The following is a 20,044-nucleotide window of genomic DNA, read 5'->3' on the forward strand; positions in this document are numbered from 1 at the left end:
GTAATCATCCCCGGGCATTTTCGAGGTGGCAGAGGCTAAACCAGTTCAACAGCGGCCCCTGTCTGGTACCGCAAGAGGGAGTAATGCTTCCCCAAGAGGTCCTTTCCCCGGAAATCAAAGGCTGCAGCAGGCAACAAGACCAGATCGAAGTCGCGCCCGGCAACGCAAATTGCTGCCCGGAGTGCCCTCCGAAAATCAACGGTGGTCAGGAGGCCCGCGCAGGCGATGGAGCCCCCGAAGAAGCGGTTGGGAACCGCAACCAGATGGACCTCCGCTCCCGTCTTCTCCCACTCCGGCAGCACTTTTTTGAGCCAGGGATAACCCCATTCCGAGGTCAAGACCAGGACCCTGCGCCCCCGGCAGGATCTGATCACCCGCTTCACCTTTTCCACGACCCCCCAGTCCAGGTCCCAGGCCATCACGACTCCCCCACCCGCACCCTTCCTCTTTCGGAAAGAAAGCGCCGCCAGCACCCCACCCCGCTCGATCTCCAGCACGGGGCAGCGGGACGCCTGGATGAGCTGGAAGGCGTCAACCCGCGAGCGAACACCTCTTCCATGCACGGTTTTCACGATGTCACCTTTTCTCAAGCCCGCCCGCGCCGCAGGGGAACCGGGAATCACCCCTGCCAGTTCAGCCAGAAAATTCGCCTCCACATCGGATACGAAAGACGGCTCCAGGAGCAGGGGAACGCCCAGGGATGCTCTCTCTTCTCTCCAGAAAATTTCCAGCTCCCGGTACATCACCTCGGGAGGAAAACGCAGGGGAGGAGGAGCCAGCTTTGTAAATCCGGGAAGAAAAAGCCGGATTGTTGCCGCACCCGAAGCCTCCAGAAACCTGCAGCTGCTGCGAAGGTCTTCCCACCCGACCAGGTGGGGCAGGGCGACAATGCTCCCATGGTAGGTCACTCCGGCGCGCCCCAGAAGCTCTGCAACCAGGAGAGCCCGCTCTCCGCGGTCCCCCATTAAAAGCCACCTTCCCGCCGGGGCGGCGCTGTTGAGAGAAAGGTTTACTTCCAGGGGCAGAAAATTTTTCAGCCTCTGGACTGCTTCCCGGTCCAAAAGGGTTCCGTTGGTGGTGATCTGGAGGGGCGTCTCAGGGTAAAGGTTTCGGATCATTTCAAGGATCTTCCAGAAATCCGGGTGTGTAAGGGGCTCTCCTTCGGTAATGCGGGAGGCGGCCTCCCCGATGACAATTTTTCGCCGCGGGTTTAAAAAAGGGAGGAGCCTCTTTGCCAGGGGCAGGGGAAGGGGAGGGAGGGAGAACACCTTCACGCCCCTCGGATTCTGGGTGTTGCTGCAGAAAATGCACCTCAGATTGCACCTGGAGGTGAGCGGAAGGATATTCTCTAATTTTACTATTTTCTGGAGAGCAAACAGCATTTTCCGCTCCTCACAGAAAGCCCGCGCGGCCGGGCCTGGCCGGCATAGCTACTTCCCGTCAATGCCCAAACCCGGGGAAGCAAATTCCCCGGGACGACGCGCCCGGTAAAGATAGAACAGGCCTCCTCCTACCGCCAGGGTGAGGGCGGCCAGGGCGGCCATCCCGGCACCGCCGGAAAGCTGGAGATTTTCCCGGAGGAGTTCGATGCCGGCGCGGGATAAGCCGTATAACACCAGAAACATGCTGAAGATCTGCCCCCGGAACCGGGCGCGGGGGGTTAAGTATTCTAAAACCAGAAAGATCACAAGCCCCGCCAGCAGTGAGTAGAGCTGAGTCGGGTGCCGGGTTAAACCGTCAACCGCAGGGAAGACCACTCCCCACGGAAGACCGGTAGGTCTTCCGTAGCAGCACCCGTTCAGGAAACAGCCGATCCGGGCCACGGCATAGCCAAGAGCGAGGGAAGGTGAGGCGAGATCGAGAAAGGATAAAAAGGGAATTTGCGCCTTTCGCAGGTAAAAAAACGCAACTGCCAGACCTGAAACAAAGGCGCCGTAAAAGGCCAGTCCCCCCTCCTGGAGCATCAGAATGTGCCAGGGATGGGTAAAGTAAAAATAGGGATCGTAGAGGATGATGTATGCCAGACGCGCCCCGACAATCCCCGCCACCAGAACGAGAAGAACGAGGTCGATCACGAACTGGAGAGAGCCTCCCTTTTTCTTGACCTTTTTGGCCAGCCACCAGGCGGCAACCAGCAAACCAAGCGCCACAAAAAAACCGTAGCTGTAAACCCGCAGTCCTCCCAGTTGAAACAGAACAGGATGCACGATTTCACTCCCTAGATTTTTCAAGCAATCCACATATCCACAGGGTTATCCCCAGACGTTTCCCTGCTCCTGTCAGGGTTCCCCTGCACTATCCCCAGTATTAACAGATCTTGAGTTTTGAATGGAAACGAATAATTCCTCTTATATTTTTCCTTTTTCTCAAAAAGCCACAGAATTATCCACAAAATTCACAACATTCTTGATTCACAGGGTCCCCCAGTTTAACGGATCAAAGGGTAGCGGGCGAAGGCCTCCTGGGTCAAAGGAGCAAAGCGGCCGGCGAGGTAATGATAATAACCGGCGCAGGCCACCATTGCCGCATTATCGGTACAGAGGTCTCCGGGAGGGAAGTACAAACGAATCCCCTCCTGCCGGGCCCTGGCCTGGAAGAGGGTGCGCAGGGCAAGATTCGCGGCGACACCACCTGCCAGCGCCACCTGCCATACCCCCGCAGCCCGGGCCGCCCGGAGCGTTTTTTCGACCAGAACCTCCACCACCGCCTCCTGGAAACCGGCCGCCACATCTTGCAGCGGGACATCCTTCCCCTTTTCCTGTTCCCGCCTGAGGTAGTTGATAACTGCGGTTTTCAGGCCGCTGAAGCTGAAGTCCAGGCTTTCGTCCCCAAGCCAGGCGCGGGGAAAAGAAATGGCGCGGGGGTTTCCCCCCCGGGCCAGTTCCTCTAAAGCGGGGCCGCCGGGATAAGGAAGGCCCAGAACCCGCGCGATTTTATCGAAGGCTTCACCTGCAGCATCATCCCTTGTCGAACCCAGCAATTCGTAAGAAAGGTGCTTCCGCACGAGAACCAAACTGGTGTGCCCCCCAGAGACAACCAGGCAAACAAGGGGGGGTATCAGCGAAGGATGGGCGAGAAAGTTGGCATAGATATGGGCCTCTAAATGGTTGACGGCAAGCAGAGGGATCTGCCGGGCAAAAGCATAGGCTTTGGCGGCAGCAACTCCCACGAGCAAAGGACCGATAAGCCCCGGTCCTACGGTGACGGCAACCCCGCTGAGATCGGCGAAATCAACCCCCGCCTTCTGGAGGGCAGCCTCCACAACATCTGTAATGTTTTCCAAATGCTTGCGAGAGGCAACCTCGGGAACCACTCCCCCATACTGCCGGTGGATCCTGATTTGGGAGGCAACAACATTTGAAAGAACTGCAGTTCCATCTCTCACAACCGCCGCTGCGGTTTCGTCACAGCTTGTCTCGATCCCTAAAATGTCAACCGGCGGATTGTTTTTAGGGCTTTCTTCCCTGGAAAAAAGCTTCCTCCGCTCTCCCAAAACGCACCATCCTTTGAGCTTGCAGCTTACAAGTCTTGAGATTCAGGAATGATTTCAAGGTCGTCTGGGTTCTTCCCGGTCTGCTCGGCCCAGCCATCTCCAGCCGGCCTTTTCTTTTCCCCGGCAGCAGCCGGATTCTGCTTTTTCCCTTCAGGCATCTCCCTGGTTCCCCCTTTCAACCACTGAATTGCAAGTTCCGTCCAGAATCTAGTATACCCGGGGGACCGAATTTCTACTAGGGAATCTGGTGCAGGTTACCGCCGCCAGGTCAAGCGCTCAAGCAGACTTTTAGGAGACAGCTTCCGGACTTCAGACGCCGGGAGCTCCAGCTTCACCTCAAAGCAGAGGAGATCGCTCTCCTGGACATCTGGCAAAAGAATGCGCGGCCAGCTTAAAACAAACCCTTCATCTCCCAGCAAAACGACAACACGGTCCCCTTCAATCCGATCCACAACTCCTCTGATCCTCACTGTCCCTCATTCCTTTTGAAAAGTTTCTTGCTGCAGGTTCCGCAGCATCACTACAGCATCCTCCCGTGTTTCGATGTAGTAATTTTTTCGCAACCCGATCTGGCGAAAGCCCAGGCTGCGGTAAAGATTAAGGGCGGCAACATTTGAGGGCCGCACCTCCAGCACCATGGTATCGGCGCCCTGAACCCTGGCGTATTCCATCAAGGTGCTCATCAGCAGCCTCCCCAAACCTCTGCCCCGATAAGCGGGATCCACTGCAATTGTAGTCACGTGGGCCTCGCCCGAAAAAAGCCACATTCCGGCATAGCCGATCACGCGCCCCTCAATCAGGGCCACAAAATAGACAGCAAATTTATTTTTTAATTCATTGCAGAATGCCTGGTAAGACCATGGAGAAGGAAAGGAACAGTTCTCGATTGGAAGGATCTGTGGAATGTCATCGATTTCCATAGGGCGAACCGTAACCTCCACAAAATTCCCTGCCTTAACTGTGCCGTATCGCCGGCGGCCGGACATAGAGGGGTTTAACCGCTCCGGGTGCCTTTCCTCCCCCGGCAAGAAGGGCAGCAACCCCCAGAGTTGCAATGATGCCGGCCCGCGGCAGGATTTGGGGCAATTCCGCTAAACAAGCACGTTCCCCCAACCTTTCTTGAAAGAGCGCCCAGTAATACTGGGCCCCCTCGCCTGTAAAGGTGATCCGGGCGCGCAATTCCTCCTCCAGAGAAGTGCACAGCTGAACAGGGTCCAGGGCTAAATAGCTGCTGAGGCGCTTCATCCCGCTTTCCGTGCTCACGTAGAAGGCCGCGTAAACCTCCTGAGCACGGGCAGGCAAAACCGGGCAAACCAGGCCCGGTACACCTTTCAGCGCCCAGGCCAGGGCATCAAGAGTTGGGACTCCGACTAAAGGCTTTCCCAGAACGTGAGCAAAAGATTTCCCGGTCGCCAGGCCAACCCGAAGTGATGTAAAAGAACCCGGACCTGTGGTGACCGCAAACCCGTCCAGATCTTCCAGGTTCAAGCCCAAACCGCACAGCAGATACTCAATTAAGGGGAGCAGGCGCTCCATGTGTGCCTGTTTTGTAGATAAGGTAACTTCTCCCAGAAGCTGGTTTTCTTCCGCCACGGCCACAGAAACTGCCGGTGTTGAGGTTTCTATTCCAAGCACCCGCACGCATCTTTCAACTCCTTGATCTTCGCTTCGTAGCGGCCGCCCTGCGGCCGAAACTGAATCCGACGGGTGGACTCGGAACTGTCGCAGTAAGCAATAACTACTTCCAGGTACTCTTCGGGCAGGGCCTCAGGGATCCGATTTCCCCATTCGATTAAAATGACCCCTCCCCGTTTCCGGTACTCGTCCCACCCAATCTCTTCCAGTTCCTGGTACGACTGCAAGCGAAAAAAATCACAATGAAAAACCGGGTACTTCCCCTCGTACTCCTGGATTAAAATAAAACTCGGGCTGGATACGGGGGAACTGACACCCAGGCCCCGCGCAATTCCATGCACAAAAACAGTTTTTCCCGCTCCCAGTTCCCCCACCAGGGAGACGACATCGCCCGGAGCCAGGAGCTTTCCCAGCTCCTCCCCCAGCAATTGGGTAACCTGGGGGCCGGAAGAAACTATCTCCCACATCATGTCCACCACCTAGTCGTCCACTTTTTATTATATCCTTCTTTAACCGCCCCCACAAGAAAAGAAAAGAAAACACCCGATTGCGGGACGACGGAGCAGGAAGCAGTTAAAAAGAGAGAGATATAATGAAAGCAAGCAGGAATAAAAAACATATCTGGCGAATATAGACCAGGACTTGAAAAGAGGGGGGAGAAGTTTAGTTTAATGACCCTGGCAGAGGTAAAAGCACTCCTATCCGCGGAAGTTATCTGCGGAAAAGACAAGCTCAACCTCCCAATCAAATCTGTCTGCGCCGGAGACCTCTTGAGCGACCTGCTGGCCTTCAGCCACAACAAAACGCTGCTGCTCACAGGCCTTAACAATGCCCAGGTGATCCGGACGGCGGAAATCATCGACCTTGCGGCAATCATTTTCGTGCGCGGGAAGCGCCCCCACAGCGACATGGTGGAATTAGCGGAGGAAAAGGGGATTCCCCTGCTGGTTACCCGGCTGCCCCTTTACGAAAGCTGCGGCATCCTGTACTGTGCCGGTCTCCGGGAAGAAAAACCCCATAAAGGGTTTTAAAGTCTTGAGATGAAAGGGGTTTCCTGTTTGTTTCAGGAACCGGAAGTAACATCTGATTTTAAAAATTGTGAAAATAAGAACGAAACCGGTGCCGAGAGCCCGTTTGAGCATAAAGTCACCCTGGAATTTGCAGTAGAAGGAAAAAATTTTCGCGCCGCCGGGGAGGCTTCAAGCCGCCTCAAGCACACCCTGCAGCACATCGGCTTCCCTGCCCCTCTGGTTCGCAGGGTTGCAGTCGCCGCGTACGAGGCGGAAATGAACATCATCATTCACGCCAACCGCGGAACCCTGAAAGCAGAAATCACCCCGAAAACGGTGACGATCTGGGCCGAGGATGAGGGCCCCGGAATTCCGGACATCGAACTGGCAATGCAGGAGGGCTATTCAACTGCACCCGATTACATCAGGGAAATGGGATTTGGAGCCGGAATGGGGCTTCCCAATATTAAAAAATGCTCTGACATCCTTGAAATTGAGACGGTGATCGGGGCAGGAACCAGGCTGAAAATGGTCATCTTTAATAAAACAGGGCCCGAAAGAGAAAAGTAAACAGGGTCCGGAAAGATGGTGGCTATGAAAAAAAGCACGTACTCCATTTTCCTTGACGAAGAGCGGTGTACGGGGTGCACAAACTGCATCAAGCGGTGCCCCACCGAGGCAATCCGCGTCCGGGACGGAAAAGCAAAGATCCTGGCGGACCGCTGCATCGACTGCGGTGAATGCATCCGGATCTGCCCAAACCACGCGCCTATTCCCCAGTCCGATTCCAGAGAAAAAACAAAGCAGTTCAAATACACAATCGCCCTGCCTGATCCTGCCCTTTTCGGCCAGTTCAAAACAAAACCCTCTCCCCGCCAGATCCTTGCAGCAGTCCTTGCCCTCGGCTTTGACGGCGTTTACGAAGTGGCCTGGGCGGCCGACGCGGTAAGCATTGCGATCCGGGAATTTATCAGGGAACACAGGGGTGAGGGGCCGTGGCTTTCCTCCTCCTGTCCCGCCGTCATCCGCCTGATCCAGGTGCGGTTTCCCAGCCTGACCGAGCAAATCCTCCCGATCCTCTCCCCCGTAGAGGTCGCCGCAAAGCTGGCCAAGGAGGAAACAAGCTGGCAGCTGGACATCCCCCAGCAGGAGATTGGCTGCTTTTACCTGACTCCCTGTCCCGCCCAGGTCACCGCGATCCGCGCCCCCTACCACCTGGAGCATTCCTATGTGGATGGGGCGCTGGCCATTTCCGACCTCTACTGCGAACTCCGGGAAAAAATTGCCGGAGCCCGGGAGCAAGGCGAGCCGGTCAAGGCAACCGCCCTTGGTCTGACCTGGGGGCGGGTAGGAGGGCAGACCCGGGCCGTGCAATCCGACAACTACCTGGCGGTAGATGGAATCTACAACCTCCTCCAGGTGCTTGAAGAAATTGAATTGGGCAAATTCGACAACAATATTGACTTTCTGGAATGCCAGTGCTGCCAGGGGGGCTGCGTAGGCGGCGCGTTTACGGTGGAAAACCCCTTTGTGGCGCGGGTGACGCTGAGGCGAATGGCGGGCCAGCTGCGGCCCAAACTGGAGGCCGAAAAGGAACAAAAGGTTCTGGAGTACAACCGCAAGGGGTATTACCGGGCCGAAAAAGAGGTTGAACCCTACTCCATCATGAGCCTTGACAAGGACATCGCCAAGGCCATTTACATGGTCGAGCAGTCCGAAAAGATTTTGAAACAGCTGCCGGGGCTTGACTGCGGTTCCTGCGGCTGCCCCACCTGCCGCACCCTTGCGGAGGACATTGTCTGCGGGATTGCGACGGAAACAGACTGCATTTTCAAGCTGCGCGAGCAGGTTCAGTCCCTGGCGGAGCAGATGCTGGCGCTCGCCCTGAAGGTCCCCCCCGTCACCCTGGTGCAACGCCAGATCATGAAAACCCAGCGGGAAGTCCTGGAGCTTGCCAAAAGACTTCCTCCCGTGCTCGCAAAACGGAACCAGAAAAGCAATCAGAAAAAAGGAGGGGAAGAAGAGTGACGGTGAAGGAGGTAGCAGAGGCTCTCGGTCTCAAGGTGCGGAGCGGAGCCGCGAAGCTCGACCAGGAGGTCAGCGGGGTCTACGTTTCCGATCTGCTCAGCGACGTCATGGCACATGCACAGGAAGGGAACATCTGGATTACCCTGCAGATCCACCCCAACGTAATTGCCGTTGCAACACTTCTTAATCTTGCAGCCGTCATCATCAGCCGGGGGGCAGAACCGGAAGCTGCAACCCTGTCCAGGGCAGATGAAGAGGGAATCCCTGTGCTGACAACAAATCAACCTACCTTTGAAGTGGCGGGACGCCTTTACCAGCTGATCGGTGCTGCAAAGTAAAAGCGGGGGATGGGGATGGAAAAGTTCGCCGTTGACCTGCACATTCACACTGCCCTCTCCCCCTGCGCCGACGGGGAAATGACCCCTCCGGCCGTCCTCGCCCGAGCTGCCGCCAGCGGGCTCCGGGTAATCGCAATCACGGACCACAACTCTGCAGCCAACACTCCTGCCTTTGTTGAAGCCGCGGCAGGAGGGCCCGTAACCGTAATCCCGGGGATGGAGGTGCAGACCCGCGAAGAGGTGCACCTCGTCTGCCTCTTTGCAGGTACGGAGGAGGCCCTGGCCTGGCAGGAAGTGGTTTACGCCCACCTGCCCCCCTTAAAAAACAACGAAAGGGTCTTCGGAGTCCAGCAGTTGCTCAATGCCGCAGGCGAAGTTACGGGAATTGAAGAAAGGCTCCTCCTCACCTCAACAGACCTTTCGCTTGAAGAGGTTGTGGCAGAAGTGCAGGCGCGAAACGGGGTCTGCTATCCGGCCCACGTGGACCGTCCTGCCTTCAGCGTCATCGGAAGTCTGGGCTTTATCCCCCAGGAACTCCAGATTCCTGCTGTAGAAATTTCCCGGAACATCAACCGGGCGCGGGCTCTGGAAAAATTCCCCTTTCTAAAAGGCTACCATCTTCTGTGCTGTTCCGATGCCCACCGCCTCGCCGAGATTAACCGGCCCCGGACCTGGATCAGGATGAGAGAACCCGGCTTCCAGGCCCTCGCCGAGGCCCTCTGGGACCGGTGCCGGGAAAGGATTGAGGTGGATTAAAAAATGCGCGAGCTTTCCCTTCACATTTTGGATGCCTTCGAAAACTCGAGGGTGGCGGGAGCGTCTTTGATTCGACTCGAAATTAACGAAGACACGAAAAAGGACCGCCTGGAGATCACCATTACCGACAACGGGCGCGGGATGGAGCCGGAACTTGCGGCAAAGGTATTCGACCCCTTTGTAACCACCCGAACCTGCCGGAAAGTGGGCCTGGGGCTGCCCCTCCTCAAGGCAGCAGCCCAGCGTTGCAACGGTGATGCCAGAATTACCTCCGCACCCGGCAAAGGAGCCACCCTCCATGCCTGCTTTCAGCTGAGCCACATCGACAGGGCCCCCCTTGGCAACCTCGTCGAGAGTCTCGTGGTTTTTCTTGCAGCAAATCCAGAAATGGATCTCGTTTACACCCACCGGGTAGACGAAAATGAGTTTACCCTGGATACCCGCGAGCTCCGCGCAGAACTCGAAGGGGTCCCCTTAAACACCCCTGCTGTTCTCAACTGGATCAGGGGCTACCTGCAAGAAGGGCTGCAGGAAATCAATTCAACCGCTTAGAGAACTCTGATTTTCGCTCCTGCCTCGAGGTCGGCCCCCGTTAAGCGGTAGAGGGCATCAAAAAGCGCTACCTGGAAGCTGCCGGGCCCCTTGCTCACCTCTCCCGCCTTTTCTGCCGCAAGGCCGAAGGCCGCCAGCCCTGCCGCCGCGGCCAGGAGGTAGTCGTCGGTAACTGCAGCAAAGGCTCCGATCACTGCCGTTGCCATGCAGCCGGTGCCGGTGACGGCACTCAAAAGAGGGTGGCCGTTGTCCACCGCGATCAGGCGCTCTCCGTCGGAAATGTAGTCCCGCGGTCCGGTAAGGGCAACCACAGTGTTAAACTGGCGCGCCGCGAGGCGGGCGATTTCGCCTCGTTCGCCGCCGCTGGCAACAGCCTCAACCCCTTTGACTTCACCGCCGAACCCCGCCAGAACAGAAATTTCCCCGCCGTTTCCCCGGAGGATGTTGACGCTCAACTCCCTTAAGAGGAAATGGGAACTCTCAGTCCGCAAATTTGTGGCTCCGGCCCCAACAGGATCGAAAACAACCGGGATCCCCAGTTCGTTTGCCCGCCTCCCGGCAAGGAGCATGGCATCCACAAGCTGGGGAGTGAGGGTCCCGATGTTCAAAACCAGGGCTCCGGCTGCCTCGACCATTTCTTCCACCTCTTCCCGCGCGTGTGCCATGACCGGCAGTGCTCCGACCTGAAGCAGGACATTCGCGGTGACATTCGTTACCACCCAGTTGGTAATGTTGTGGACGAGCGGCCTTTCATCCCGCAGCCTGGCGAGAAGAGCACCCGCCCGTGCCCCCAAGTTTTCCATTTTCGCTCCTCCATTCCGGCAAACTCATCAGTTGCCAGGCGTTGATTAAGTGATTTTCTCTATCTCCGGTTAATTTTCCTTCTGTTGGGCTCAACACCGGGGGCTTTTCGCCCCCAGATAGCGGTTGACCAGGTCAATGGCGCAAAACTCCCCGCACATAGAGCAGACCTCCTGAGGAATGGGGTTGCGCGCCAGGCGGAGCTTTCTTGCCTCCTTGGGATCGAGGGCGAGCTCCATCTGTCTCTCCCAGTTCAGGCTTTTGCGCGCCTCGGCCATCTCCCGGTCCCAAGCCCGTGCCTGCGGAACCCCCTTCACGAGGTCCGCCGCATGGGCCGCAAGACGCGCTGCGACAACCCCCGCCCGCACATCATCCAGGGCAGGCAAGCCCAGGTGTTCTGCAGGGGTAACGTAGCACAAAAAGTCCGCTCCGGCAGCTGCAGCCAGCGCCCCGCCGATGGCCGCGGCAATGTGATCGTAGCCGGGTGCTACATCTGTAACAAGGGGTCCCAAAACGTAAAAAGGAGCATCAGAGCAAAGCCTTTTCTGGAGCTTCACGTTTGCTTCAATCTGGTCGAGGGGAAGATGACCCGGGCCCTCTACCATCACCTGCACCCCGGCGGCGCGGGCGCGCTTCACCAGCTCTCCCAAAACCATCAGTTCCTCAAGCTGGGCGTGGTCGGTAGCATCCTCCAGGCAGCCGGGCCTTAAACCATCCCCCAGACTTAAGGTAACATCGTACTTTCTGGCAATTTCCAGAAGATCTTCAAACCGGGCATACAAAGGATTTTCTTCTTCCCGGTGGAGCATCCAGCCCGCCAGGAGCGCCCCTCCCCGGCTCACGATCCCCAGCAGGCGGGGCCTGGTTTTCAACCCCTCCACAATCCGGCGAGTTACACCGCAGTGAACGGTAAGAAAATCCACTCCATCTGCCGCGTGTTCGGCAATCACCTGAAAGAGGTCGTCCTCTTTCATTTCCACTACAGACCCGTAGCGCGCCCGGGCGCGGACGGCCGCTTCGTAAACGGGAACCGTTCCCACCGGCACCGGAGACCTGGCAAGGATCTCCCGGCGGCAGGTCCCGATTTCGCCGCCTGTGCTTAAATCCATCACCGTATCGGCCCCCGCCTCGAGGGCAACTTCAAGTTTTTTGATTTCATTTTCCCAATCCGGAAAGGCCGGGGAAGTGCCCAGGTTCGCGTTTACCTTCGTCCGCAAACCCTTCCCGATTCCGCACGGCTTCAGCCCCCGGTGCTCGCGGTTGCAGGGAATCACCACCAGCCCCTGCGCCACCAGATCCCGGAGGGTTTCCGGGGCAACCCCTTCTGCAGCTGCGACCTCCCGCATTTGAGGGGTGATCTCTCCATGCCGCGCTCTCTCCACTTGGGTCATTTTCTCCCCTCCCAATCTCAAAGTCCATTCCTCAAGAATCCTTTCGAGACTTGAAAGCGTGAAACACGTCAAGAAAGGCCCGCACCGCCTTCCGGGGGTCAGGCGCACCCAGGAAGGAAGAAATTACGGCAACACCGGCAGCCCCGGCCCGGAGGAGGGGAAGGGTGTTCTCAGGGGTAATGCCGCCAATGGCAAAAACAGGAAGCCCAACCCTTCTTGCAACTTCCTCCACCAGATCAGGGCCGCAGGGGGGAACACCGCAGTCTTTGCTTGCGGTGGGGTAAACCGGCCCCAGGCCCAGGTAATCGGCGCCTGCCGCCGCCGCTGCTTCCGCCTGGGCCAGGTTGTCTACGGAGACCCCGATGATCTTCCCGGGCCCCAGGATCGCCCGCGCCGCCTGGGGCGAGAGGTCCTCCTGGCCGAGGTGGACGCCGTCGGCTCCTGCTGCAGCCGCCACATCGACCCGGTCGTTGACGATGAAGAGGGCGCCGTGGCTCCGGCAGACCTCCTGCATCTCCCGGGCAATTCGGACAAGCTCCCGGCTTTCCCCCTCCTTTTCCCGGAGCTGGACGAGCCGCGCTCCCTCCTGCACCGCAACCCTGGCGAGCTCGGCATAGCTCCTCGAGCCGCGCAAAACACCCCCGATAATGCAGTAGAGGGCGGGGAAGGGGCCCAGGTCCGGCCTGCTTCCCCAGTTTTGAAAGATGAAGGCGCGGATTTTCGAGATGCCCGGATCGCCCCAGTCCCCGGGGAAGAAGGGGGCAAGGTGGTTCAGGGGGCCCCTTCCCCGGCCCACCGGATAGGCATAGCGGAGGCCTGCTGCGACATACTCCTTGGCGAGGGCCAGGGCCTGCCAGGGAGAAAAGCCCCGGGCCAGCAGGGCAGCCAGGGCTGCAGAAAAGGTGCATCCCGTCCCGTGGGTGTGGGGGGTTTCGAAGAAGGGGCCCTCCAGCTCCCGGAACTCCTTCCCGTCAAAGCAGAGGTCAAGGGAGCGCGTGTTCCGGCGGATCCCGGTGATCACTACAAACCTGGGCCCCAGTTCGTGCAGGGCGCGGGCGGCGCGGCAAAGGTCTTCTTCCCCTTCGATGGGGCGGCCCCACAGGACGGCGGCCTCGGACACATTGGGGGTAATGAAGGAGGCCAGCGGCAGCAGTTCTTCGCGAAGCGCCCTTTCACCATCAGGGGTGAGCAGCCGGTCCCCGCTTGTGGCAACCATGACCGGGTCCACCACAAGCCAGGGAACGGGGGATTCCTTCAGCTTCCCGGCAACCGCCTTGATGATCGCGGCATTATAGAGCATTCCGGTTTTTACGGCATCGGCCCCGATATCGGCAAGGACGCTTTCCATCTGCTGCAAGACGAATTCGGGGGCAAGGCCGGAGATGCCCTGGACGCCGAGGGTGTTCTGGGCGGTGACGGCGGTGATCACGCTGCTCCCGTAGACGCCGAGGGCCGCAAAGGTCTTCAAATCGGCCTGGATTCCGGCTCCCCCTCCCGAGTCGGACCCGGCGATGCTGAGGGCTTTTTTAATTCCGCCACGGTCTTCCTGTCTCCCCTGCGGCATTTAACATTCACCTCCTCGCTTCATCTGGGCACCCCCGCGTCAGGTGCTTCCCTCTTTATTTCAGGGCCCGGAGGATCTGCTCCGCCACCTTTTTCCCCGATAAAAGCATCCCCCCGAAGATGGGGCCCATGCGGGGCCCTCCCCAGACGGCGTTTACGGCCATTCCGGCTACATAAAGCCCCGGTGCAGCCTCGCCAGTGTTCTCCACGATCAGCTTCTCCCCCACTTCTGCCCACATGGAGCCCTCCCCCTGCATTCCGCCATCGGGTGTTTTGAGGGCTATTTTTGACTTCTCGTGGGCCACCCTGACCACAGAGGCGTCATGCCCGGTGGCATCAACAACAGCCCGGGCGCCCACCGTGATGGGGTCCACGTGCAGGCCGGCCCTGAGGGCCGCCGTCCAGTTTACCACAACCCCCGAGATCCGCCCTTCCCGGTACATGACATCCTCCACCGTAAAACCGTTTAAAATTACGGCACCTGCCTCGCAGGCTCTGACCGCCAGGCGGGCCACAGTCTCTACAGCATCGGCAGTGAGGTAGCCGTTTTCCCGCTCCCGGCAGCGGCAGCCCAGATCATCCAGGACGGGCCGCGCCGCAGGCTGGAAGACGAGGCGGTTGAACATGATCCCGCCCCCCCACATGCCGCCCCCGATGCTCAGGCGGCTTTCGAACACCACAGTCTTGCAGCCGGCCCGCGCCAGGTAAAAGGCTGCCGTCAACCCGGCAGGGCCCCCGCCCACAACGGCCGCGTCCACCTGGAGGGAATCTTTCAACCTTTCGGCGTACTCCTCGAGGATCAGGCGGGAGATCAGGATGTCATCGATCTGGAAACCCACTCTTCCACCTCCGCATTTACTGAGGCAAAAAATTAAAAGCACTCCAACCAAGGGAGTGCAGCAAAAAACCCCTTCAATTCCCCACTTCCCTCCGCTGGCATTACCCAGATCAGGTTCCAAGGGTCGGCATCTTGCCTCTCAGCCTCTCCGGCACCCCTAGTGGGACCCGCCTATCTATTTTTTGCATTTGATCATACCACAGCCAGCAACCCCTGTAAAGCGTTGAAAAAACGCCGGAAACATCGGCGCGTGTGTTTGATAGAATAAGTTGCTGTGGCTTAGAAATGCTCAATATTGCTTAGGATTAATAAAGATCCCCCGCGGGTTATGGCAGGAGTATAAGCCTGAGCATACAGATGGCTACCAGTACAGCCGTTTTTGCGACCTCTACCGCCGGTAGTGCAAAACTCTGGACGCGTCCCTGCGCCAGGTGCACCGGGCCGGAGAGAAGATGTTTGTGGATTGGGCCGGTAATAAGACGGTTCTTCTACGGAGCTTATTTTTCTCCATCCTGGTTGGTGAGGGATAACGCCCACCGGTAAACTTCTTGGGCCACGAGACTGCCCGTTTGTATTCAGCTTCATCTATTGGTTCCCAGTCTCCCGGGTAACGGGTTGTTACGGCGTAATCAGTAAGAATCGCGGCTTCTTACAGTCTTTCGGGAACCTAAACTTTCCCGGACTCTTCAATTAACTTCAAGAGGTACCCAATAGAATGGGTTTTCGGGGTATCCATTTCCAGGAATGCCATTATACCTTTAAGGGACTTTTCAACTGCCTGCTGGGCATCAAAGCAAAGATCTTCGTAGAGAATATCTGAGTTTTGCCTGCCAAGTTCTGCCCTTGCGAGGTTACTTTTTGCTCTTTGGAACCACAGGCGCCATAGTTCATCGCTCATAAACTACCCGCCCTCTTGCGGCCTCAGCATACACGAACCCTCGTGAATTACAGTACCTTTCTATTTTTTCCGGGGTTTCTACAAGTATGTCCACGGCAGCTGGAACATCGACCAGGATTCTATAGATCTGGTGGGCTAAAGCGCGGCGATTATTTATTCCTCGCTTTAGTACCAAAAGATCATAATCACTATACGATCCTTCCTGTCCCCTGCTCCTGGATCCAAAAAGAATAATTTTATCGGGGTTTACAGTCTTCACTATCTTTTCGACTACTAAATTAAGTACTTCTTCCACAGGGAACCCCCCTTTTTTTGTCCTAGAAAAAGCCACTACTCCCTAAAACTAGGAGTTTTTCTTTGAAGAAGGTCATAATTACCACTACTTATTTGGGTTATCGGTGCTTCTTTTGTAAGATTATACCATGTAGAATGCTCAAACTCAACTCCTTCCGCCGCTGGGATCGTGTCAACCCACTGTAGGAACCCTAAGACCTTACCGCCCCCGAACCAGGACGTGCGACGTGTCAACTCATGAAAAAATCTTACCCAGAGATCACTAGCTCACTCATTTAAAGATCTAACCCAACAAGATTAACTAATTTGTTATCTCACAGCTATGAATTTCGTTTTCCGGAACCATGAACTCATCAGGCCCCTTGGCCAGGAGTTCTTAGGACCGCCTCAATTCCTGCCTGACTTTGCAGCGGCTTCAATTAAGGCGCGGAAAAGCGCGGCAGAGGCCTTATCGGTCTCCCGCAAGGCTTCGGGATGCCACTGGACACCCACCAGGAAAGAATAATCAGGTGCTTCGATTCCCTCGATTACACCATCTTCGGCCCAGGCTACGGCCTGCACCCCGGGAGCCACATCCTTTACAGCCTGGTGGTGCAGGCTGTTGACCCGGAGCTCTGTTGTACCCAAAACGCGGGCGAGGCGGCTGTTCTCCAGCACCCTGATCTTGTGAGTCGGATGCCTCCTGGGAGCCTCCTGCTGGTGCTGCAGGGAATGGGGCAGCTGGCTCTGCAGATCCTGGTAAAGCGTCCCCCCCAGGGCGGCATTAAGAACCTGGATTCCCCGGCAGATGCCCAAAACAGGCTTCCCTGTCGCCAGGATCTCCTGGATCAGACGAACCTCAAAGTGATCCCGTTCCGGAGAGACTTCCCCCAGCTTCCAGTGGGGCTCTTCCCCAAAATAAAGGGGGTGGAGGTCTCCCCCTCCGGAGAGAAGAAGACCGTCGATCAGTTCGGCGTAAGCCTTAATCAAAGCCTCATCTCTTACCGGCGGGAGCAGAAGAGGGCTGCCGCCCTCCCGTTCGATTCCCTCAATGTACTGCCCGCGGCAAAAAAAATAATCCTCCTGGAGATTATGGGCAGTTGTAATTCCGATCAGGGGCCGGGCCAAGGTCGCTCATCCTCCTCTTCTTCACCCTGGAGAATCCTCCGGTAAAGGTCCTGGGTTTCCCTGAGAGGAGCCAGACCGTAGCTTTTCTTTAAAAGATCAGAGCAGATCTCGTACTGGCGAATGGCTGCAGTTCTCTTGCCCAGGCGCAGGTAGGTGCGCATCAGCAGCTGGTGCGCCTCTTCCCGGCACCCGTCCTGGGCAAGCACCTTCTGGGCGTACCAGACTGCCGCATTGTAATCCTGCCGCCGGTAGGCCTCGCTGCAGAGCCACAACACCATTTCAATGTAGATTTCGCGGAGCCGCCTGCGCTCCTCTTCAATCCATCCTATGTTTTGAATTTCGGAAAGATACCCGGTTTTATAGAGCTGCTCAACCACCGTAAAAACCTCCCAGGCCCGGGAGTATTCACCCTGGCGGATGAGGGCGCTCCCCTTCTCCCAGGCGCGGGTAAAGACATCAACATCATACCAGAAATGGGGTGGGGAATGAAACTGGCAAACATGGCAGCGGTTTGAGATGTAAGAAGATTTCCGCCCCTTTTCTAATTCCGGTTCGAGAATGTGCCTGATGTTGTAAACGGCAACTGAAAGGTTGTGGCGCGCTTCCCGGGCCGCCTTGCCCGGCCAGAAGAGCTTCAACAGGTGATCCTGGGAAAGCGGACGGTCGCGGTGCATGACAAGATAGAGAAAAAGGAGGAGCGACTTCCGGTTCTTCCAGACGGAACGCGAAACCAAACACCCTTCCCGGTACAGCTCAAAACCGCTTAAGCAGACGATTTTTAAAGATTTTCCCCTTGCTTCGTCTTCAAGCACCTGCTGTTCGGCCAAAGCTCTCACCCAGAACATCGAATGAAATGGGCAATTAATTACAAATTGCATTAATATTTCAACAATAACTTGCATTTTCCTTTCTCGCGAGGTTAAAATTTATAAAATTCAGTTTTGTTTTATCATCAAGTTCTGAAAGTGGCGGAGCGGAGCAGCCGTGAAGCTCGCTTTGACCGGTGCAGCTCTGTACACCCCGGAGGTGCACTTTCCCGGGGGAACAGTCGTAATTGAAGGAGGAAAAATAGCCGGCGCGGGACCGGAAAGGCCGCCCCGGGGGTCCTCCTTTTCCATTCTGAAGCTGAACCCTGATTTCATCGTCGCGCCCGGACTGCTGGATCTCCATACCCACGGCTTCGGGGGCTGTACCGTGAGCGCCGACCCCCTCCAGCTTGCCGGGCTCAGCAAAATACTGGCATCCCAGGGAGTCACCGGCTTCCTCGCCACGACCTTTTCCGCCCCCCTGGAAGAACTGGCTCAAATCCTGGCCACGGCCGCCGGAATTCAAAAAAAGAAAGGGGCCCTCCCGGGTGCCTCCCTTCTGGGTGTTCACCTGGAGGGCCCCTTTCTCAACCCCGATTATGCGGGTGCCCATGAAGCCGCTTTTCTCCGCCGGCCCTCAAGCAAAGACCTCGCCTTTTTGCTTAAGAACGGGGGGCCGGTTGCCCTTCTTACCCTTGCGCCGGAACTGCCCGGCGCCCTGGAACTGATCCCCGAAGCTGTGAAACTGGGAATTACCGTCGCTGCAGGGCACTCAGGAGCCACCTATGAGGAAACCCTCAGTGCAGTTGCCGCAGGGCTTTCTTATGCCACCCACCTCTTTAACCGGACAACCCCCCTGCACCACCGCGCCCCCGGGTTGCCGGGCGCCGCCCTCACCCACCCCCAAATCACCGTAGAGGCGATTGCGGACGGGGTGCACCTTCATCCCGCCCTCCTCAAGATTCTCGCCGGCATCAAAAGAGAAAAACTGGTGCTTGCCAGCGACACCGTCCCGTGCGCCGGGCTTCCCCCCGGCACCTATCGGCTTGGAAGCCAAACCATAACCGCAACGGAAAACGAGGTGCGCACCTCCCACGGGCACCTTGCCGGCTCCGCGCGCCCCCTTTCCTTCGCGGTTTTCTACGTCCAGAAGGTCACCGGTCTTTCCCTTGCAGAGGTGCTCCCTCTCGCCACCACCCATCCCGCCCGCGTCCTTGGCATGGACCACAAAATCGGGCGCCTCGCCCCGGGGTACGAGGGCGACCTCGCCGTCTTCAGCAAGGAAGGGGTTCCCCTCCTCACCCTCAAGCAGGGGAGGGTGGTCTACCGGTCCCCCCGGCTCGATCTGCCGGGGCTCCCCGGGTAAACTCCATGTGCGGCTCTTCCACCTCCTCTTCCTGCTCTTCCGCAACCGCTCCCCGGTAAACCCTGGGAATCCTTTCACTGATCATGCAGACGATCTCATAATTGATGGTGCCCAGATGGGCGGCCAGTTCATCTGCCGTGATTTCCTCCTCCCCCTGGCGGCCGAGCAGCACCACCTCATCCCCCTGCGCCACATCCGGGATGTGACCCACATCCACGATCAGCTGGTCCATGCAAACCCTCCCGATCACAGGAGCGCGCCGGCCCCTGATCAACACCTCGCTTTTGTTGGAGAAGAGGCGGGAGTACCCATCGGCGTAACCCAGGGGAACTGTTGCAACACGGGTGCGCGCCGGGGTTATGTAGGTTCGGCCGTAGCTGATGCTGGTTCCAGGAGGCACCTCCTTGACAAAAGCAACCCGCGCCTTCAGGCTCATCACGGGCCGCAGCCTGACAAGGTCGCGGCGCACTGCCGGGGAGGGGAAAAGACCGTAGAGGGTGATCCCGGGACGGACCAGATCGAGATGGGTATAAGGCAGGTCCAGAATTGCAGCAGAATTTGCGCAGTGCCGCCAGCGGATGAATACCCCCCGCGCCGCCAGCTGCTTGAGAAGCCACTGAAACCTGACGAACTGCTCTTCCGTGTACTCTTTGTCAGGTTCGTCGGCCGCCGCAAAATGGGTGTAGATTCCCTCAACTTCAAGGGACGGCAGGTGGACAAGGCGGTAGATGGTTTCCACCGTTTCCTTTCCGAGAAGAAATCCCAGGCGCCCCATTCCCGTATCCACCTTAATGTGAACCCTTGCCTTCTTCCCAACCCGCCGGGCTGCTGCCGCCAGGGCAAGCCCCCCTTCCCAGGTAAAGATCGTCTGGCTGATCTCATGCCTCACAACCTCATCGGCATCCTGGTCCGGGGTGTAACCCAAAACCACAATAGGTGCCTGGATTCCTTTTTCCCGGAGGAAAAGGGCCTCCTGAAGCAGCGCCACCCCGAGCCAGGCGGCGCCGCTCTTCAGCGCGGCCCTGCTGACAGGCTCCAGGCCGTGCCCGTATCCGTTCGCCTTCACAACAGCCATGACCTGGGCCCGGGGATTCGTCACCCGGCGGATTTCGCGTACATTGTTCATCAGTGCATCAAGATCGATCTCCGCCCAGGCAGGACGCTCCAT

Annotated in this window: 22 protein-coding genes, 1 pseudogene and 1 riboswitch; of the genes and pseudogenes, 7 read left to right on the forward strand and 16 right to left on the reverse strand. The window is 57.7% G+C overall.

Features of this window, described 5'->3' with window-relative positions; all coding sequences use genetic code 11:
- Positions 1-35: 35 nt before the first annotated feature.
- From HPY58_11930 to tsaE, 7 genes are all read right to left on the reverse strand, one after another.
- Positions 36-1,382, reverse strand: coding sequence for a DUF512 domain-containing protein (locus tag HPY58_11930; protein NPV30329.1), 1,347 nt, complete (start codon positions 1,380-1,382; stop codon positions 36-38).
- A gap of 48 nt (positions 1,383-1,430) precedes the next feature.
- Complete coding sequence (lgt, locus tag HPY58_11935) at positions 1,431-2,207, reverse strand: prolipoprotein diacylglyceryl transferase (GenBank protein ID NPV30330.1); 777 nt, start codon at positions 2,205-2,207, stop codon at positions 1,431-1,433.
- A gap of 221 nt (positions 2,208-2,428) precedes the next feature.
- Entirely contained in the window at positions 2,429-3,430 is a 1,002-nt protein-coding gene (tsaD, locus tag HPY58_11940; protein NPV30331.1) for a tRNA (adenosine(37)-N6)-threonylcarbamoyltransferase complex transferase subunit TsaD, read from the reverse strand.
- 317 nt (positions 3,431-3,747) lie between these two features.
- Complete coding sequence (locus tag HPY58_11945; GenBank protein ID NPV30332.1) at positions 3,748-3,963, reverse strand: DUF3006 family protein; 216 nt, start codon at positions 3,961-3,963, stop codon at positions 3,748-3,750.
- A gap of 6 nt (positions 3,964-3,969) precedes the next feature.
- The gene (gene rimI / locus HPY58_11950) at positions 3,970-4,479 is read right to left on the reverse strand and encodes a ribosomal protein S18-alanine N-acetyltransferase (protein NPV30333.1); all 510 of its coding nucleotides are present in this window, start codon (positions 4,477-4,479) and stop codon (positions 3,970-3,972) included.
- Positions 4,448-5,128: a tRNA (adenosine(37)-N6)-threonylcarbamoyltransferase complex dimerization subunit type 1 TsaB gene (gene tsaB, locus HPY58_11955; GenBank protein NPV30334.1), complete on the reverse strand. Its 681-nt coding sequence runs from the start codon at positions 5,126-5,128 to the stop codon at positions 4,448-4,450. The genes rimI and tsaB overlap by 32 nt, the downstream gene beginning before the upstream one ends.
- Positions 5,116-5,595 carry a tRNA (adenosine(37)-N6)-threonylcarbamoyltransferase complex ATPase subunit type 1 TsaE gene (gene tsaE, locus HPY58_11960; GenBank protein NPV30335.1) on the reverse strand — a complete coding sequence of 160 codons (480 nt, stop codon included), beginning with the start codon at positions 5,593-5,595 and terminating at the stop codon, positions 5,116-5,118. The genes tsaB and tsaE overlap by 13 nt, the downstream gene beginning before the upstream one ends.
- Before the next feature lie 204 nt (positions 5,596-5,799).
- On the opposite strand from tsaE, the gene HPY58_11965 reads away from it, so the two are divergent.
- Genes HPY58_11965 through HPY58_11990 form a run of 6 tightly spaced genes read left to right on the forward strand, consistent with a single transcriptional unit; the run spans position 5,800 to position 9,812 of the window.
- Positions 5,800-6,159, forward strand: coding sequence for a hypothetical protein (locus HPY58_11965; GenBank protein ID NPV30336.1), 360 nt, complete (start codon positions 5,800-5,802; stop codon positions 6,157-6,159).
- 9 nt (positions 6,160-6,168) lie between these two features.
- Positions 6,169-6,708 (forward strand): anti-sigma regulatory factor, encoded by a 540-nt coding sequence (locus HPY58_11970; protein NPV30337.1) that lies wholly within the window; start codon positions 6,169-6,171, stop codon positions 6,706-6,708.
- A gap of 24 nt (positions 6,709-6,732) precedes the next feature.
- Positions 6,733-8,166, forward strand: a complete 1,434-nt coding sequence (locus tag HPY58_11975; protein NPV30338.1) for a 4Fe-4S dicluster domain-containing protein — start codon at positions 6,733-6,735, stop codon at positions 8,164-8,166.
- Positions 8,163-8,504 carry a serine kinase gene (locus HPY58_11980; GenBank protein ID NPV30339.1) on the forward strand — a complete coding sequence of 114 codons (342 nt, stop codon included), beginning with the start codon at positions 8,163-8,165 and terminating at the stop codon, positions 8,502-8,504. The genes HPY58_11975 and HPY58_11980 overlap by 4 nt, the downstream gene beginning before the upstream one ends.
- Before the next feature lie 15 nt (positions 8,505-8,519).
- A complete protein-coding gene (locus HPY58_11985; GenBank protein ID NPV30340.1) occupies positions 8,520-9,260 on the forward strand; it encodes a PHP domain-containing protein in 741 nt (246 codons plus the stop codon).
- A gap of 3 nt (positions 9,261-9,263) precedes the next feature.
- On the forward strand, positions 9,264-9,812 hold the full coding sequence (locus HPY58_11990; protein ID NPV30341.1) for an ATP-binding protein: 549 nt from the start codon (positions 9,264-9,266) through the stop codon (positions 9,810-9,812).
- Here the strand turns inward: HPY58_11990 and thiM are convergent.
- The 8 genes and pseudogenes from thiM to HPY58_12030 form a co-directional block, all read right to left on the reverse strand.
- A complete protein-coding gene (thiM, locus tag HPY58_11995; protein NPV30342.1) occupies positions 9,809-10,615 on the reverse strand; it encodes a hydroxyethylthiazole kinase in 807 nt (268 codons plus the stop codon). The genes HPY58_11990 and thiM overlap by 4 nt on opposite strands.
- A gap of 90 nt (positions 10,616-10,705) precedes the next feature.
- Positions 10,706-12,004: a phosphomethylpyrimidine synthase ThiC gene (gene thiC, locus HPY58_12000; protein ID NPV30343.1), complete on the reverse strand. Its 1,299-nt coding sequence runs from the start codon at positions 12,002-12,004 to the stop codon at positions 10,706-10,708.
- 31 nt (positions 12,005-12,035) lie between these two features.
- Positions 12,036-13,568, reverse strand: a complete 1,533-nt coding sequence (gene thiD / locus HPY58_12005) for a bifunctional hydroxymethylpyrimidine kinase/phosphomethylpyrimidine kinase (protein ID NPV30344.1) — start codon at positions 13,566-13,568, stop codon at positions 12,036-12,038.
- Between the two features lie 55 nt (positions 13,569-13,623).
- Positions 13,624-14,406, reverse strand: a complete 783-nt coding sequence (locus HPY58_12010) for a thiazole biosynthesis protein (GenBank protein ID NPV30345.1) — start codon at positions 14,404-14,406, stop codon at positions 13,624-13,626.
- Positions 14,407-14,475: 69 nt separating this feature from the next.
- A riboswitch (TPP riboswitch) is annotated at positions 14,476-14,574 on the reverse strand.
- Between the two features lie 219 nt (positions 14,575-14,793).
- Positions 14,794-15,303 (reverse strand): annotated as a pseudogene (locus HPY58_12015) (HEPN domain-containing protein).
- Positions 15,293-15,598, reverse strand: a complete 306-nt coding sequence (locus tag HPY58_12020) for a nucleotidyltransferase domain-containing protein (GenBank protein ID NPV30346.1) — start codon at positions 15,596-15,598, stop codon at positions 15,293-15,295. The pseudogene HPY58_12015 and the gene HPY58_12020 overlap by 11 nt, the downstream one beginning before the upstream one ends.
- A gap of 386 nt (positions 15,599-15,984) precedes the next feature.
- Entirely contained in the window at positions 15,985-16,704 is a 720-nt protein-coding gene (locus HPY58_12025; protein NPV30347.1) for a gamma-glutamyl-gamma-aminobutyrate hydrolase family protein, read from the reverse strand.
- Complete coding sequence (locus HPY58_12030; protein ID NPV30348.1) at positions 16,689-17,549, reverse strand: hypothetical protein; 861 nt, start codon at positions 17,547-17,549, stop codon at positions 16,689-16,691. Before HPY58_12030 ends, HPY58_12025 begins: the two co-directional genes overlap by 16 nt.
- A 139-nt stretch (positions 17,550-17,688) precedes the next feature.
- Here HPY58_12030 and nagA point away from each other — a divergent pair, with 139 nt between their 5' ends.
- Positions 17,689-18,876, forward strand: a complete 1,188-nt coding sequence (gene nagA / locus HPY58_12035; GenBank protein NPV30349.1) for an N-acetylglucosamine-6-phosphate deacetylase — start codon at positions 17,689-17,691, stop codon at positions 18,874-18,876.
- Here nagA and HPY58_12040 read toward each other — a convergent pair.
- The gene (locus HPY58_12040; GenBank protein NPV30350.1) at positions 18,815-20,044 is read right to left on the reverse strand and encodes an alanine racemase; all 1,230 of its coding nucleotides are present in this window, start codon (positions 20,042-20,044) and stop codon (positions 18,815-18,817) included. The genes nagA and HPY58_12040 overlap by 62 nt on opposite strands.

The sequence above is a fragment of the Bacillota bacterium genome, from assembly GCA_013177945.1.
Taxonomy (GTDB): domain Bacteria; phylum Bacillota; class DSM-12270; order Thermacetogeniales; family Thermacetogeniaceae; genus Ch130.

Excerpts from the sequence above, each read along its gene's own strand:
- HPY58_11930 (NPV30329.1), bottom strand. The coding sequence starts at position 1,382 with ATGCTGTTTGCTCTCCAGAAAATAGTAAAATTAGAGAATATCCTTCCG.
- rimI (NPV30333.1), bottom strand. The coding sequence starts at position 4,479 with ATGTCCGGCCGCCGGCGATACGGCACAGTTAAGGCAGGGAATTTTGTG.
- tsaE (NPV30335.1), bottom strand. The coding sequence starts at position 5,595 with ATGTGGGAGATAGTTTCTTCCGGCCCCCAGGTTACCCAATTGCTGGGG.
- HPY58_11965 (NPV30336.1), top strand. The coding sequence starts at position 5,800 with ATGACCCTGGCAGAGGTAAAAGCACTCCTATCCGCGGAAGTTATCTGC.
- HPY58_11970 (NPV30337.1), top strand. The coding sequence starts at position 6,169 with ATGAAAGGGGTTTCCTGTTTGTTTCAGGAACCGGAAGTAACATCTGAT.
- HPY58_11975 (NPV30338.1), top strand. The coding sequence starts at position 6,733 with ATGAAAAAAAGCACGTACTCCATTTTCCTTGACGAAGAGCGGTGTACG.
- HPY58_11985 (NPV30340.1), top strand. The coding sequence starts at position 8,520 with ATGGAAAAGTTCGCCGTTGACCTGCACATTCACACTGCCCTCTCCCCC.
- HPY58_11990 (NPV30341.1), top strand. The coding sequence starts at position 9,264 with ATGCGCGAGCTTTCCCTTCACATTTTGGATGCCTTCGAAAACTCGAGG.
- thiM (NPV30342.1), bottom strand. The coding sequence starts at position 10,615 with ATGGAAAACTTGGGGGCACGGGCGGGTGCTCTTCTCGCCAGGCTGCGG.
- thiC (NPV30343.1), bottom strand. The coding sequence starts at position 12,004 with ATGACCCAAGTGGAGAGAGCGCGGCATGGAGAGATCACCCCTCAAATG.
- thiD (NPV30344.1), bottom strand. The coding sequence starts at position 13,568 with ATGCCGCAGGGGAGACAGGAAGACCGTGGCGGAATTAAAAAAGCCCTC.
- HPY58_12030 (NPV30348.1), bottom strand. The coding sequence starts at position 17,549 with ATGTTCTGGGTGAGAGCTTTGGCCGAACAGCAGGTGCTTGAAGACGAA.
- HPY58_12040 (NPV30350.1), bottom strand. The coding sequence starts at position 20,044 with ATGGAGCGTCCTGCCTGGGCGGAGATCGATCTTGATGCACTGATGAAC.